Below are 15315 nucleotides of genomic sequence, written 5' to 3'. Positions count from 1 at the left end.
GGGTCAGTCCTCCAGTGCGGCGAGGCCGGGGAGCGTCTTGCCCTCGAGGTATTCGAGGGAGGCGCCGCCACCGGTCGAGATGTGGCCGAACGCGTTCTCGTCGAAGCCGAGCGTGCGCACGGCCGCGGCCGAGTCACCGCCGCCGACGACGGTGAAGCCCGGCGAGTCCAGCAGTGCCTGCGCGACGGCCTTGGTGCCGTTCGCGTAGTCGGGGTGCTCGAAGACACCCATGGGGCCGTTCCAGAAGACCGTACCGGCGTCGGCCAGCTTCGCGGCGTACAGCTCACGGGTCTTCGGACCGATGTCGAGGCCCTCCTTGTCCGCCGGGATGGCGTCCGCGGAGACGGTGTCGGGGTGGGCGGGCGCCTTGGTCTTCAGGTCCGGGAACTCGGACGCGACCAGGACGTCGACGGGGAGCACGAACTCCACGCCACGCTTCTCCGCCTCCGCCAGGTACTCCAGGCACCGGTCCTTCTGGTCCTCCTGGAGCAGCGAGATGCCCACCTCGAGGCCCTTGGCGGCGAGGAAGGTGTACGCCATGCCGCCGCCGATCAGGATGCGGTCGGCCTTCTTGAGCAGGTTGTCGATGACGCCCAGCTTGTCGGAGACCTTGGCGCCGCCCAGCACGACCACGTACGGGCGCTGCACCTCGTCGGTGAGCTTCTTCAGGACGCCGACCTCGGTGGCGATGAGGTAGCCGGCGTAGTGCGGCAGCTTGGCCGGGAGGTCGTAGACGGAGGCGTGCTTGCGGTGCACCGCGCCGAAGCCGTCACCGACGTACACATCGGCGAGGGCGGCGAGCTGCTCGGCGAAGGCGGCGCGCTCGGCGTCGTCCTTGGACGTCTCGCCGGGGTTGAAGCGGAGGTTCTCCAGGACGGCGACCTGGCCCTCCGTCAGGCCGGCGACCGCGTCCTTGGCGGACTGTCCGACGGTGTCGGCCGCGAAGGCGACGGCGGAGCCGATGATCTCGCCCAGTCGCGAGGCGGCCGGGGCGAGGGAGAAGGCGGGGTCCGGGGCGCCCTTGGGACGGCCCAGGTGCGAGGCCACGACCACCTTGGCGCCCGCGTCCGTGAGGGCCTTGACGGTGGGCGCGACGGCGCGGATACGGCCGTCGTCGGTGATGGTCGTACCGTCCAGCGGCACGTTGAGGTCGGCGCGGACGAAGACCCGCTTGCCGCGCACACCGGCGGCGAGAAGTTCGTCGATCGTCTTCATTGAGTGGACTCCTGGGGAGGGCTCGTGGTGCACCTGATCGTAAAAGGACGTGGTCCGTACGCGAGACAGGGCCCGGACAGCGCGACGGCGCGCTGCCCGAGCCCTGTACTCACTTCGAGGTCCTGCTGCGGTGATCTACGGCGATCAGAGCTGGCCGCCGACGAAGACCGTGAGGTCCACGAGGCGGTTGGAGTAGCCCCACTCGTTGTCGTACCAGCCGATGACCTTCACGTTCTTGCCCTCCTGGACCATGGTCAGGGAGGAGTCGAAGGTGCAGGACGCCGGGGCGTTGACGATGTCGGAGGAGACGATCGGGTCCTCGGTGTAGTCGAGGAGGCCCTTCAGCTCGCCCTCGGCGGCCTTCTGGAAGGCGGCGTTGACCTCTTCCTTGGTGACCTCGCGGGAGAGCTCGACGACCAGGTCGGTGACCGAGCCGGTCGGGACCGGGACGCGCATGGCGATGCCGTCCAGCTTGCCCTTGAGCTGCGGCAGCACCAGAGCGGTGGCCTTCGCGGCACCGGTGGTGGTCGGGATGATGTTCTCGGCGGCGGCACGGGCGCGGCGCAGGTCCTTGTGCGGGAAGTCCAGGATGCGCTGGTCGTTCGTGTACGCGTGCACCGTGGTCATCAGACCCTTGACGATGCCGAAGTTCTCGTCCAGGACCTTCGCCATCGGCGCCACACAGTTGGTGGTGCAGGAGGCGTTGGAGATGACGTGGTGGTTGGCCGCGTCGTACTTGTCCTGGTTGACACCCATGACGATGGTGATGTCCTCGTCCTTGGCCGGAGCCGAGATGAGGACCTTCTTGGCGCCGCCGGCGATGTGCTTGGCGGCGTCGGCCTTGCTGGTGAAGATGCCGGTCGACTCGATGACGATGTCGACGCCCAGCTCACCCCAGGGGATGTCGGCCGGGTTGCGCTCGGACAGCACCTTGATGGTGTGACCGTCGACGGTGATCGTGTCGGCGGTGTGGGTGACCTCCTGCTTGAGGCGACCCAGGATCGTGTCGTACTTGAGCAGGTGAGCCGTGGTCGCGGTGTCACCCAGGTCGTTGACAGCCACAACCTCGATGTCCGCACCCTGCTCCAGCAGCGCGCGGAAGTAGTTACGCCCGATGCGGCCGAAGCCGTTGATGCCTACGCGGATCGTCACGAACCGATCTCCTCGTTGGTACGCCGGCCATGCGGTGCCGGCGAGCTCTGTTTGGGATGTCCCCGACCACCACCGACCCTACCTCTCTGAGGGCCCCGAGGTGACATCGAGATGGCCCATACACGGGCAGGCGTTCCGTACCCGTCAGTAGAGGTACGGACCGTCTCGGATCGGCAATGGATTCACCCGTTTTTGGTACGGAATGCGGGGCACTCTTGACGCCTTTTTCACTCGTTCGTGAGCCGGTTGGCTCACTTGATGAGTACCCCATTCCTGCACCCTTGAGAGGGGGTTCCGCTCACCTGCCAAATTCGGCTGCCGAAAGGTGTGAAAAACGCCGGTGCCGAGATCCATGACGGATCTCGGCACCGATGTTTTTTCGCGTTTTTCGTGTCGGAGAGGCCGTCAGCCGGCCAGATTCTCCGCCAGCTCCTCGGTGAGATTGGCTTCCGTGCCCGGAATGCCCAGATCGGCGGCGCGCTTGTCGGCCATGGCCAGCAGCCGGCGGATACGGCCGGCGACCGCGTCCTTGGTCAGCGGCGGGTCGGCGAGCGCGCCCAGCTCCTCCAGCGAGGCCTGCTTGTGCTCCATCCGGAGCCGGCCGGCCGCGGCGAGGTGCTCGGGGACCTCGTCGCCCAGGATCTCCAGGGCGCGCTGCACCCGGGCCCCGGCGGCCACGGCGGCGCGTGCCGAGCGGCGCAGGTTGGCATCGTCGAAGTTGGCGAGCCGGTTCGCCGTCGCCCGCACCTCGCGGCGCATCCGGCGCTCCTCCCACGCCAGCACCGACTCGTGCGCGCCGAGCCGGGTCAGCAGCGCGCCGATCGCGTCCCCGTCCCGGACGACCACCCGGTCCACCCCGCGCACCTCGCGCGCCTTGGCGGCGATGGACAGTCTGCGCGCGGCACCGACCAGTGCGAGCGCGGCCTCCGGGCCGGGGCAGGTCACCTCCAGGGAGGAGGAGCGGCCGGGCTCGGTCAGCGAGCCGTGCGCCAGGAAGGCACCGCGCCAGGCCGCCTCCGCGTCACAGGTGGCCCCGGAGACCACCTGCGGCGGCAGACCGCGGATCGGGCGGCCCCGGCCGTCGACCAGACCGGTCTGGCGGGCCAGCTGGTCACCGCCCGCGACCACCCGCACGACATAGCGCGAGCCGCGGCGCAGTCCGCCGGGCGCCATCACGATCAGCTCGGAGCTGTGGCCGAAGATCTCCAGGATGTCCCGCTTGAGACGGCGGGCCGCCATCGCGGTGTCCAGCTCCGCCTCGATCACGATGCGCCCGCTCACCAGGTGGAGGCCGCCGGCGAACCGCAGAATGGCGGAGACCTCCGCCTTCCTGCAGCAGGTCCGGGTGACGGGGAGCCGGGAGATCTCGTCCTTCACCGCTGCCGTCATCGCCATGGGCCGATCCTTCCATGCATCCGAAAAATACGGTCGTACGCGGCGGCCAACAGCTCCGGGTCGTGCCGGGGCGATCCGTCGGTCCGGGCCACCGGCGCCAGCTCGACCGCGGCTCCCAGCCGCTTGGCGGCCTCGGTGAGCGAGTCGCGGTCGGGCACCGCGGCCTCGTCGGCCAGCACCACGTCCAGGGCGAGTTTAGGGGCGTGTCGCCCCAAAACCTCCAAATGACGCTGCGGTGAGAAGCCCTCGGTTTCTCCCGGCTGCGGGGCGAGGTTCAGGGACAGGACCTTGCGCGCCTTGGTCTCGGTGAGCGCGTCCAGCAGGTCGGGGACGAGCAGATGCGGGATCACCGAGGAGAACCACGAGCCGGGGCCCAGCACCACCCAGTCCGCGTCCAGCACCGCCGCGACGGCCTCCGGCACCGCGGGCGGGTCGTGCGGTACGAGGTGCACCGACTGCACCTCGCCGGGGGTGAGCGCGACCGTCGCCTGCCCGCGCACGGTGTCCACGTCCTCCGGGCGCGCCGGGTCATGCCCCTTGACCAGGGCCTGGAGCTCCAGCGGTACGGCGGACATCGGCAGCACCCGCCCGTGCGCGCCCAGCAGCTTGCCGACCAGGTCCAGGGCCTGGACATGGTCGCCGAGCTGCTCCCACAGGGCCACGATCAGCAGATTGCCGACCGCGTGCTCGTGCAGGTCGCCCTGGGACTGGAAGCGGTGCTGGATGACGCGGGCCCAGGTCTGTCCCCACTCGTCGTCCCCGCACAGCGCGGCCAGCGCCTTGCGCAGGTCCCCGGGCGGCAGCACGCCCAGCTCGTCGCGCAGCCGGCCGCTGGAGCCGCCGTCGTCGGCCACCGTGACCACGGCGGTCAGATCGCCGGTGATCCGGCGCAGCGCGGCGAGCGAGGCGGACAGGCCCATGCCGCCACCGAGTGCGACCACCTTGGGCTGTGTGCCCCGGCGGCGCGGCCGCCCGCCGCGGGACTCGGCAGGGCGGCCGGAGCGGCTCTCGGCGGGACGGCCGGCGCGCGCTTCCGGCACCATCCGGCGCAGCCTGCTCAGCCGCGGTGTACGTTCCGTCATTCCCGTCCCATGTCCCGGTGCACGACCACCGTCTCCACGCCCTCGGCCGCGAGCCGTGCGGCGAGCTTCTCCGACATCGCGACCGAGCGGTGCTTGCCGCCGGTACAGCCGATGGCGATGGTCACATAGCGCTTGCCCTCCCGCCGGTAGCCGGCCGCGATCAGCCGCAGCAGTTCCGCGTACCGGTCGAGGAACTCCTTGGCGCCGGGCTGGTTGAAGACGTACGCGGCGACCTCCTCGTTGACGCCGGTGTACGGGCGCAGCTCCGGGACCCAGTGCGGGTTGGGCAGGAACCGCATGTCCGCGACCAGGTCGGCGTCGACCGGCAGGCCGTACTTGAAGCCGAAGGACATCACGGTGGCCCGCAGCTCGGGCTCCTCCTCGCCGGCGAACTGGGCGTCCATCTTGGCGCGCAGCTCGTGCACGTTGAGGCTGGAGGTGTCGATCACCAGGTCGGCGTCGCCGCGCAGCTCGCGCAGCAGCTCGCGCTCGGCGGCGATGCCGTCCACGATGCGGCCGTCGCCCTGGAGCGGGTGCGGCCGGCGCACCGACTCGAACCGGCGCACCAGGGCGTCGTCGGAGGACTCCAGGAAGACGATCCGCCGGGTGACGCCCCGGGTGTCGAGGTCGGCGAGGGACTCGCGCAGGTTGTCGAAGAAGCGTCTGCCGCGCACGTCCACGACGACCGCGATCCGCGCCACGTTGCCCTGGGAGCGGGCACCCAGCTCCACCATGGTGGGGATCAGGGCGGGCGGGAGGTTGTCCACGACGAACCAGCCGAGGTCCTCCAGACACTTCGCGGCCGTCGACCGCCCCGCCCCGGACATGCCGGAGATGATCACCAGCTCGGGAATGGCCGCGTCCGCGGTCCCGGCTGCCTCGCTGCCCGTACTCACCTGTGCTCCGTTGTCCTGACCCGCGTCCTGGCCGGTGACCTGCCCGGTGTCCTGGCCCGCGTCCAGGACTCTGTCCTGGTCCGTGTCGCGCCGGACGGCTGCGTCGCCCGGGGCGCTGTGCGTCTGATCTCGCCCCGCTGTGGGCTGTGCCTCGTGCTCGCTCATGTCTCCTGCCCCCGTCGTTCGTCCGGGGGGCCCGCGGTGACGGGCTCCCCCGAGGAACCCGCCGTCGTATCGGGTTCCTCGTCTTCAATGATCTCTCCGGTCGCCGTGTTCACGGCGGGTGCGGCCGGGGCCGCCTGGGCGAGGGCCGCGGCGATGGTCTCGGCCGTCTTCCGGCCTATGCCGGGCACTTCCTGGATCTGCTCGATTGTGGCGGACCGAAGCTTCTTCACCGAGCCGAAATGCTTGATCAACGCCTGTTTGCGGGTGTCGCCGAGGCCGGGGACGTCGTCCAGCACCCCGGAGCGGAAGCGCTTGGCCCGCTTGGCGCGCTGGTAGGTGATCGCGAACCGGTGGGCCTCGTCCCGGACGCGCTGGAGCAGATAGAGGCCCTCGCTGGTACGGGGCAGGACCACCGGGTCGTCATCGCCGGGCAGCCAGACCTCCTCCAGGCGCTTGGCCAGACCGCACACGGCGATGTCGTCGATGCCCAGCTCGTCCAGGGCCCGCCGGGCCGCCGCGACCTGCGGCTGCCCGCCGTCGACCACGACCAGCTGGGGCGGGTAGGCGAACTTCCTGGGCCGGCCGTCGTCGTCCTTCAGGGAGGTGGTGATCGGCTCGCCGTCGGGCAGCGCGCTTCCGCCGTCCGAGGCGCTCTCCTCCCCGTCGGTCCACTCCCCCGTCCGCTCCTTCTCCGCGAGGTACCGCTTGAAGCGGCGGGTGATCACCTCGTGCATGGAGCGCACGTCGTCCTGCCCGGCGAAGCCCCTGATCTGGAAGCGGCGGTACTCGCTCTTGCGCTGGAGGCCGTCCTCGAAGACCACCATCGAGGCGACCACGTCGTCACCCTGGAGATGCGAGATGTCGTAGCACTCGATGCGCAGCGGGGCGCTGTCCAGGTCGAGGGCCTCGGCGATCTCCTCCAGCGCACGCGAGCGCGTGGTGAGGTCGGAGGCGCGCTTCGTCTTGTGCAGGACGAGCGCCTGCTGGGCGTTGCGCTGCACGGTCTCCATGAGCGCCTTCTTGTCGCCGCGCTGCGGGATGCGCAGCGACACGCCCGCCCCGCGGCGGCCGGCCAGCCACTCCTGGACCGGCTCGACCGGCTCGGGCAGGGCCGGGACGAGCACCTCCTTGGGGACGGCGTCCCCCGTCTCCTCGCCGTACAGCTGCTGGAGCGCATGCTCGACCAGGGCCCCGGTGGTGACCTCCTCGACCTTGTCGGTCACCCAGCCGCGCTGTCCGCGCACCCGGCCGCCACGCACATGGAAGATCTGCACGGCCGCCTCCAGCTCGTCCTCGGCGACGGCGATGAGATCGGCGTCGGTCGCGTCGGCGAGCACGACCGCGTTCTTCTCCATGGCCTTTCTCAGGGCCTCGATGTCGTCGCGCAGGCGGGCGGCCCGCTCGTACTCCATCTCCTCGGCCGCCTCCATCATCTGCTTCTCCAGACGGCGGAGGTAGGTGCCGGTGCGCCCCGCCATGAAGTCGCAGAATTCCTCGGCCAGGTCCTGGTGGTCCTCGGCGGTGATCCGGCCGACGCAGGGGGCGGAGCACTTGCCGATGTACCCGAGCAGACAGGGCCGGCCGGTGCGGGCGGCGTTCTTGAAGACGCCGGCCGAGCAGGTGCGCACCGGGAAGACCCGCAGCATCAGGTCGACGGTGTCCCGGATGGCCCACGCGTGCCCGTACGGCCCGAAGTAGCGCACGCCCTTCTTCTTGTGACCGCGCATCACCTGGACCCGCGGGAACTCCTCGTTCATCGTCACCGCGAGGTACGGGTAGCTCTTGTCGTCCCGGTACTTGACGTTGAACCGGGGGTCGTACTCCTTGATCCAGGAGTACTCCAGCTGGAGCGCCTCGACCTCCGTGGACACCACGGTCCACTCCACGGACGCGGCGGTGGTCACCATCGTCCGGGTCCGGGGGTGCAGGTTCGCCAGGTCCTGGAAGTAGTTCGCCAGGCGCTGGCGCAGGCTCTTCGCCTTTCCGACGTAGATCACCCGGCGGTGCTCGTCACGGAACCGGTACACCCCGGGAGAGTCCGGGATGTCTCCCGGCCTGGGGCGGTAGCTGGAGGGGTCGGCCATGTCTCACACCCTACTGGCGAGCACCGACACCGCGTCGGGCCTGTGGGCAACGCCCGCGCCGCGCGCGCCGCCGGCCTTCCCGGACCCCGCGCCCGGGGCGGGTTTCCGGTCGTGCTGTGCCCGCTTTCGCACGCTTCCCCCGCTCCGGAGGGACGAGGTCCGGCCAGGAACGGACGGCGGCCGAGTCCGAGGTGTTGTCGGGGTCTGGTCAACACGCTTCAATGCGGGGGAACTCGGGGCCGCGTACGCCCGCCTCAGGGCAGCGGCATGCGCAGCCACGGCGTCGACGACGCCCACGGGGGGTGGCCCCGCACATCCGCGCAGCGGCCTGACCAGCCGTAGTGACACCACACAGAAAGGCGCCTCGGCATGCTGCATGTCACAGAGCACGCGGACGTCCCCACCGCGGAACTGGACGTGGTCCTGCGGGGCGGCCCCTTCCATGTGGCGCTGCGCGCCGCGATCGCCGCACGCGGCCTGCCCCTCCAGCGCGTCCAGCACCATCTGTCGCGCCACGGGGTCAAAGTCGGCGTCACCAGCCTGAGTTACTGGCAGCAGGGCGCCCGCCGCCCGCAGCGCCCGGAGTCCCTGCGCGCCGTACGGGCGCTGGAGGAGATCCTCCGGCTGCCGGACGAGTCGCTGATCCGGCTGCTCGCCGAGACCGGCGAACACCAGGGGACCGGCCGCCCGGCGGGCCGCTCCTACCGCTCCCTGCTCGCGGCATCGGACGCCTCCGACCGGCTCCGCGCCGAACTGGGCTGGTCCCTCGACGGCGGGCTGCACACCCTGGGCCACCACGAGTGCGTCCGCATCGGCGCCCGGCGCGAGCTGGCGGTCCGCGAGTCCCACCACATCGTGCGGGCCCACCGCGACGGCGTCGACCGCTTCGTGGCCGTGCACCGCGGCGACCCCGGTTGCAGCCCGCGCGACATCAGGGTGCGGGCCCTGGAGAACTGCCGCACGGGCCGGGTCCGCTGGGACCAGGACACCGGGGTGCTGTCGGCCGAGCTGCTCTTCGGCACCCGGCTGCGCTCCGGCGACACCTTCCTCTTCCGGTACGGCTTCGAGGACGGCACGGCCGGGCCCTCCCGCGAGTACCTGCACCGCTTTCACTCCCCCGGCGGCCAGTACGCCCTCCAGGTGCGGTTCGACCCCACCGCCCTGCCCGTGCGCTGCCACCGCTTCACCCAGCACTCCCCCGCGGCCCCGCGCGGCAGCCGCCGGGACCTGTCCGTCACCGGACCGCACCACTGCGTCCATGTCGTCGAGCCGCGGATCCGGCCCGGTCTCATCGGCATGGCGTGGGAGTGGGACTGACGTGACGGGACTGACGTAACCCACCGGCGAGCGCCCGCCCGCGGGCCCGCACCGGGACAGTCGCCCCGGAGCCTCCCGTCAGGCGGCCGGGCCCGCGACGATCCTGCCGTTCGCGTCCTTCACCGACAGCTCCGTCAGCGGCGCGGTGGCCGGAGACTGGACCACCTTGCCCGTCACGGCGTCGAACTGGCTGCCGTGGCAGGGGCAGATCAGGGTCGTCCCCTCCAGCTTGTTGATCGGGCAGCCCGCGTGCGTGCAGATCGTGCTGTACGCCTTCAGCGTGCCGTCCCGGTCACGGCTGACGACCACGTTGTGGTCGCGGTAGAGCTTGGCGCCGCCCTTGGCGACCTCGCTCTCGGCGCCGAGATCGACCGGCGCGGTCGGCGCGGCGGCCGCGCCCCCCTCTCCCGGCGCCGCGCACGCGGCCAGGCCGAGCCCGGCGACCGGCGCCACGGCGGCCCCTCGAAGGACGGTACGACGACTCGCGGACGGGCGGGCGGGCATCTGGACTCCACTGGTCAAGGGGCGGTGCAGGGCGACGATACCCGGGCAGAACGGCCGGACCCGGGGCGGGGCCTCACCCGGCGGGAGGGTGGGACGGCTGGGCGGGAGGGGGGTGAGGTCAGGGCTGGGTGGGGGTGGGCAGAGGACGTAAACGCTTGCGTAAGCGTTTACGTACGGGTGGCCGATGGGATAACTTCCCGGCCGGAAGGCCGCGGCGGCTCGGCGCGGAAGGGGCTCGGCTCGGGAGGGGGACGCGATGCCCACCATGGCGGACGTCGCCCGCAGCGCCGGGGTCTCCGTCGCGACGGTGTCCCATGTCCTCAACGGGACCCGTCCGGTCCTGCCCCACACCCGCCAGGCCGTGCTGGACGCGGTCGACGCCCTCGGCTACACCCCCAACACCCTGGCCCGCTCCCTGGTGACGTCACGGACCCGCTCCATCGGTCTCGCGGTGTCCGCGATCAGCAACCCGTACTTCACGGAGATCCTCCAGGGTGTCGAGGCCGCCGCGCTGGAAGCCGGCTACAGCCTGCTCATCGCCGATCCGCACGACGACCCCGGGCATGAACGCACGGTCGTCCAGCTCCTCCACGAGCGCCGGGTGGACGGCATGATCGTGGCCCCCTCCGCGCACCCGCACGACCTGGTGGCCTACCTGCACCGCCACGCCGTACCGACGGTGATCCTGGACCGGTTGATCGACCCGCTCGCGCTGGACGGCGCGGTGCGCTTCGACCAGGTCTGCGCCGAGAGTGCCGAACCGACGGCCCGGCTCGTCACCCACCTCGCCGGGCTGGGCCACCGACGGATCGGCCTGGTCGCGGGGCTGCCCGGGCTCAGCACGACCAGCGAGCGCATCGCCGGCTACCGGGACGGACTGACAGCCGCCGGTCTGGCCCACGACGACGGCCTCCTGGTGTCCGGCAACTCCGAGTCGGCCGGTGCCGAGCAGGCCACCGCCGCCCTGCTCGCCCTGCCGGATCCGCCCACGGCGCTGGTCACCGCCAACAACGCGATGACCATCGGTGCCCTGCGGGCCCTGCGCCGGCTCGGCCGGTCGGTGCCGGACGACATCGCGCTGTGCTGCTTCGACGACTTCGCCTGGGCCGATCTCTTCTCGCCCCGGCTCACCGCCATCGCCCAGCCCAGCAGGGAACTGGGCGCCCAGGCGGTCCGGGTGCTCCTGGACCGCCTGGCCGAGCCGCACCGGCCGGCCCGGACGCTGCGCCTGCCGTGCGCGTTCGTCCACCGCACCTCCTGCGGGTGCCCGGAGGAGCCGGGCGCGCCCGAGGAGTCCGAGCGCACCCCAACATCCACGCAGTACGAGAAGGGAACCGCCCGTGATCGTCGTCGCCGGTGAGGCACTGATCGACCTGGTACCGCAGGGCCCCGGGGCTCTCGCGGCGCTGAAGCCGACGCCCGGCGGCGGCCCGTACAACACCGCCGTGGCCCTCGGGCGTCTCGGCTCGCGCACCGCCTTCTGCTCCCGCACGTCGACCGATGCCTTCGGTGAGGCCCTGCTCGACGGGCTGCGGCGGGCCGGGGTCGAGGTGTCGGGCGTACAGCGTGGGCCGGAGCCGACGACCCTCGCGGTGGCCACCGTCGACGGGACCGGTTCGGCCGCCTACTCCTTCTATGTGGACGGCACCGCCGACCGTCTGTTCACGGCGCCCGCCGAGCTCCCGGCGGGAACACGCGCGGTGTCCTTCGGCACCTGCTCGCTGGTCCTGGAGCCGGGGGCGAGCGCCTATGAGGAGCTGATGCGCACGGCGTCCGCCCAGGGGCTGTTCACCGCGCTCGACCCCAACGTCCGGGCGGGACTGATCCCGGACGCGGACGCCTACCGGGCGCGTTTCAAGAGCTGGCTGCCCTCGGTGACGCTGCTGAAGCTGTCCGCGGAGGATGCCGCGTGGCTGGGTGGCACGCCGGACGAGTGGCTGGCCGCGGGACCGTCGGCGGTGGTGGTCACCCGGGGCGGTGACGGCCTGACCGTGTTCACCCGGGACGGCGGGGAGTGCTCCGTGCCGGGTGAAGAGGTCGATGTCGTGGACACCATCGGCGCCGGTGACACGGTGAACGCGGCGCTGTTGCACGGGCTGTCCGCCCTGGACGCGCTGTCGGAGGAAGCGCTCGCCGCCCTGGGGACTCAGGGCTGGACGCGGCTGTTGCGCTTCGCGGCACGCGCGGCGGCGATCACCTGCTCACGGGCGGGGGCGGAGCCGCCGTACACGGCCGAGCTGGGTGCGCTGTGAGCCGGCCGCTTCCCTGGTGATCCTTCTCTGGAGCCTTTTTCCTCCATCCGTTTCCCTGTGCTCTTGTCAAGGTGCGGCCAGGCCCGGGCTGCGGGGACCGGTCGAGCCGCAGGGCCTGGGTGGCTGATGGTGGAACGAACGGCGCCCCGCGGGAAGTTCCCGCGAGGCGCCGGTTTTTGAAGAGATGTCAGGCCTTGTCCGGTGTGGGCACTCAGGCCTTCCGGGCCCGCGTCGTCTTCTTCGCGGGCGTGGCCTTCTTCGTGGCGGTGGCGGCCTTCTTGGTGGCCGTGTCGTTGGCCTTGGCCGTCACCGTCTTCTTCGCCGTCGACCTGGCCGCGGCCGTCTTGCGGGCAGCGGTGGCGCGGGGCGCCTGCACCGGCTCGGCGTCGCTGATGCGGTCGGCGCCGAGGATCTCGCGCAGGAACTTGCCGGTGTGGCTGGCCGGCACCCCGGCGACGTCCTCGGGGGTGCCTTCGGCGACCACGAGGCCACCGCCGGCGCCGCCCTCCGGGCCCATGTCCACGATCCAGTCGGCGGTCTTGATCACGTCGAGGTTGTGCTCGATGACGATGACCGTGTTGCCCTTGTCGACCAGGCCGCCCAGGACGGTCAGCAGCTTGCTGATGTCCTCGAAGTGCAGACCGGTGGTCGGCTCGTCCAGCACGTAGACCGTGCGTCCGGTGGACCGCTTCTGGAGCTCGCTGGCGAGCTTGACCCGCTGGGCCTCACCGCCGGAGAGGGTGGTGGCCGACTGGCCGAGGCGGACATAGCCGAGGCCGACGTCATGGAGCGTCTTCAGGTGACGCGAGATCGCCGGGACCGCCTCGAAGAAGTGCATGGCCTCCTCGATCGGCATGTTCAGCACCTCGGCGATGGACTTCCCCTTGTAGTGGACCTCCAGGGTCTCCCGGTTGTACCGGGCGCCGTGGCAGACCTCGCACGGGACGTACACGTCCGGGAGGAAGTTCATCTCGATCTTGATGGTGCCGTCGCCCGCGCAGTTCTCGCAGCGGCCGCCCTTGACGTTGAAGGAGAAGCGGCCGGGCAGGTAGCCGCGGACCTTCGCCTCGGTGGTCTCGGCGAACAGCTTGCGGATGTGATCGAAGACGCCGGTGTACGTCGCCGGGTTGGACCGCGGGGTGCGGCCGATCGGCGACTGGTCCACGTGCACGACCTTGTCGACCAGGTCGTCGCCCGCCACGCGCGTGTGCCGGCCGGGGACGGCCCGGGCGCCGTTCAGCTCGCGGGCCAGGTGCGTGTAGAGGATGTCGTTGACCAGCGTCGACTTGCCGGAGCCGGAGACGCCGGTGACGGCCGTGAAGACGCCCAGCGGGAAGGACACGTCGATGTCCCGCAGGTTGTTCTCGCGGGCGCCGTGCACGGTGAGCTGCCGGGACGGGTCACGGGGCCGGCGCACGTCCGGGAGCGGGATCGACTTGCGGCCCGAGAGGTAGGCGCCGGTCTGCGACTCGGTATTGGCGAGCAGCTCCTTCAGGGAGCCGCTGTGCACGACCTTGCCGCCGTGCTCGCCGGCGCCGGGGCCGATGTCGACCACCCAGTCGGCGACCTTGATGGTGTCCTCGTCGTGCTCCACGACGATGAGCGTGTTGCCCATGTCGCGCAGCCGGACCAGGGTCTCGATCAGCCGGTGGTTGTCCCGCTGGTGCAGACCGATGGACGGCTCGTCCAGCACGTACAGCACGCCGACGAGGCCCGAGCCGATCTGGGTGGCCAGCCGGATGCGCTGCGCCTCGCCGCCGGAGAGGGTGCCGGCCGCGCGGTTGAGCGAGAGGTAGTCCAGGCCGACGTCGACCAGGAAGCGCAGCCGCTCGTTGACCTCCTTCAGCACCCGCTCGGCGATCTTCTTGTCGCGGGCGTTCAGCTTCAGCTTGCCCAGGAAGTCCGCGCAGTCGCTGATCGACATCGCGGAGACCTCGGCGATCGACTTCTCCATGATGGTGACGGCGAGGACGATCGGCTTCAGGCGCGTGCCCTCGCAGGTGGGGCAGGGCACCTCGCGCATGTAGCCCTCGAAGCGCTCGCGGCTGGCGTCGCTCTCGGCCTCGCTGTGCCGGCGCTTGACGAAGGGCACCGCACCCTCGAAGGGCGTGGTGTACACACGCTCGCGGCCGTACCGGTTGCGGTACCGCACCTCGATCTGGGTCTTGTGGCCGTACAGCAGGGCCTTCTTCGCGCGCTGCGGCAGGCCCGCGAACGGGATGTCCGTGCGGAAACCGAGGGCGTCGGCGAGGGCGCCGATGAGACGGCCGAAGTAGTCCTTGGTGTGTCCGTGCGACCAGGGGTGGATGGCGCCCTCGTCCAGGGACTTGTCGGGGTCCGGGACGATCAGCTCGGCGTCGACCTCCATGCGCGTGCCGATGCCGGTGCACTCGGGGCAGGCGCCGAAGGGCGAGTTGAAGGAGAAGGAGCGCGGCTCCAGCTCCTCGAAGGACAGGTCGTCGTACGGGCAGTACAGGTGCTCCGAATACATGCGCTCGCGCTCGGGGTCGTCCTCGGGGAGGTCGACGAAGTCGAGCACGACCATGCCGCCGGAGAGCCCGAGGGCCGTCTCGACGGAGTCGGTGAGGCGGCGCTTGGCGGAGTCCTTCACCGTGAGGCGGTCGACGACCACCTCGATGGTGTGCTTCTCCTGCTTCTTCAGCGTGGGCGGCTCGGAGAGCTGGATGGTCTGGCCGTCCACACGCGCGCGGGAGTAGCCCTTGGTCTGGAGGTCGGCGAAGAGGTCGACGAACTCGCCCTTGCGCTCGCGGACCAGCGGGGACAGCACCTGGAAGCGGCTCCCCTCCGGCAGCTCCAGGACCTTGTCCACGATGGCCTGCGGCGACTGGCGCGAGATGGGGCGGCCGCACTCGGGGCAGTGCGGCTTGCCGATCCGCGCGAACAGCAGTCGCAGGTAGTCGTAGACCTCGGTGATGGTGCCGACGGTCGAGCGCGGGTTGCGCGAGGTCGACTTCTGGTCGATGGAGACCGCGGGCGAGAGACCTTCGATGAAGTCGACGTCCGGCTTGTCCATCTGGCCGAGGAACTGCCGGGCGTACGAGGAGAGCGACTCCACGTAGCGGCGCTGGCCCTCCGCGAAGATCGTGTCGAAGGCCAGGGAGGACTTGCCCGACCCGGACAGGCCCGTGAAGACGATGAGCGAGTCACGAGGCAGGTCGAGCGAGACATTCTTGAGGTTGTGCTCGCGCGCGCCACGGACGATGAGACGGTCGGCCACGCCGGTCCGCACCTT

11 protein-coding genes are annotated in these 15315 nt (G+C 71.1%); 3 read left to right on the top strand and 8 right to left on the bottom strand.

The window, feature by feature from the left end:
- Nucleotides 1-3 precede the first annotated feature (3 nt).
- The 6 genes from ACWCV9_RS26205 to uvrC form a co-directional block, all read right to left on the bottom strand.
- Entirely contained in the window at nucleotides 4-1215 is a 1212-nt protein-coding gene (locus tag ACWCV9_RS26205) for a phosphoglycerate kinase (protein ID WP_450790074.1), read from the bottom strand.
- Between the two features lie 144 nt (nucleotides 1216-1359).
- Nucleotides 1360-2367, bottom strand: coding sequence for a type I glyceraldehyde-3-phosphate dehydrogenase (gene gap, locus ACWCV9_RS26200; protein WP_385843115.1), 1008 nt, complete (start codon nucleotides 2365-2367; stop codon nucleotides 1360-1362).
- Nucleotides 2368-2772: 405 nt separating this feature from the next.
- Nucleotides 2773-3762, bottom strand: a complete 990-nt coding sequence (gene whiA / locus ACWCV9_RS26195; protein ID WP_030605113.1) for a DNA-binding protein WhiA — start codon at nucleotides 3760-3762, stop codon at nucleotides 2773-2775.
- Nucleotides 3753-4844: a gluconeogenesis factor YvcK family protein gene (locus tag ACWCV9_RS26190; RefSeq protein WP_385843113.1), complete on the bottom strand. Its 1092-nt coding sequence runs from the start codon at nucleotides 4842-4844 to the stop codon at nucleotides 3753-3755. The genes whiA and ACWCV9_RS26190 overlap by 10 nt, the downstream gene beginning before the upstream one ends.
- The gene (rapZ, locus tag ACWCV9_RS26185; RefSeq protein ID WP_450790072.1) at nucleotides 4841-5905 is read right to left on the bottom strand and encodes an RNase adapter RapZ; all 1065 of its coding nucleotides are present in this window, start codon (nucleotides 5903-5905) and stop codon (nucleotides 4841-4843) included. The genes ACWCV9_RS26190 and rapZ overlap by 4 nt, the downstream gene beginning before the upstream one ends.
- Nucleotides 5902-7989 carry an excinuclease ABC subunit UvrC gene (uvrC, locus tag ACWCV9_RS26180; protein ID WP_450790070.1) on the bottom strand — a complete coding sequence of 696 codons (2088 nt, stop codon included), beginning with the start codon at nucleotides 7987-7989 and terminating at the stop codon, nucleotides 5902-5904. The genes rapZ and uvrC overlap by 4 nt, the downstream gene beginning before the upstream one ends.
- 369 nt (nucleotides 7990-8358) lie before the next feature.
- Here uvrC and ACWCV9_RS26175 point away from each other — a divergent pair, with 369 nt between their 5' ends.
- Complete coding sequence (locus ACWCV9_RS26175) at nucleotides 8359-9306, top strand: hypothetical protein (RefSeq protein WP_450790068.1); 948 nt, start codon at nucleotides 8359-8361, stop codon at nucleotides 9304-9306.
- Nucleotides 9307-9384: 78 nt separating this feature from the next.
- On the opposite strand, the gene ACWCV9_RS26170 is transcribed toward ACWCV9_RS26175, so the two are convergent.
- The gene (locus ACWCV9_RS26170; protein WP_450790067.1) at nucleotides 9385-9810 is read right to left on the bottom strand and encodes a Rieske (2Fe-2S) protein; all 426 of its coding nucleotides are present in this window, start codon (nucleotides 9808-9810) and stop codon (nucleotides 9385-9387) included.
- A gap of 256 nt (nucleotides 9811-10066) precedes the next feature.
- Between ACWCV9_RS26170 and ACWCV9_RS26165 the strand changes: the two genes are divergently transcribed.
- Both ACWCV9_RS26165 and ACWCV9_RS26160 read left to right on the top strand, forming a co-directional pair.
- Nucleotides 10067-11170 carry a LacI family DNA-binding transcriptional regulator gene (locus ACWCV9_RS26165; protein WP_450790065.1) on the top strand — a complete coding sequence of 368 codons (1104 nt, stop codon included), beginning with the start codon at nucleotides 10067-10069 and terminating at the stop codon, nucleotides 11168-11170.
- Nucleotides 11151-12062, top strand: coding sequence for a carbohydrate kinase family protein (locus ACWCV9_RS26160; RefSeq protein WP_450790063.1), 912 nt, complete (start codon nucleotides 11151-11153; stop codon nucleotides 12060-12062). Before ACWCV9_RS26165 ends, ACWCV9_RS26160 begins: the two co-directional genes overlap by 20 nt.
- A 211-nt stretch (nucleotides 12063-12273) precedes the next feature.
- Here ACWCV9_RS26160 and uvrA read toward each other — a convergent pair whose 3' ends face one another.
- A complete protein-coding gene (gene uvrA / locus ACWCV9_RS26155; protein ID WP_450790061.1) occupies nucleotides 12274-15300 on the bottom strand; it encodes an excinuclease ABC subunit UvrA in 3027 nt (1008 codons plus the stop codon).
- Nucleotides 15301-15315 lie beyond the last annotated feature (15 nt).

This window comes from Streptomyces sp. NPDC001606, assembly GCF_053596835.1.
The sequence above is the reverse complement of the archived record's forward strand: the minus strand, read 5'-3'. Positions and strand labels throughout refer to the sequence as shown.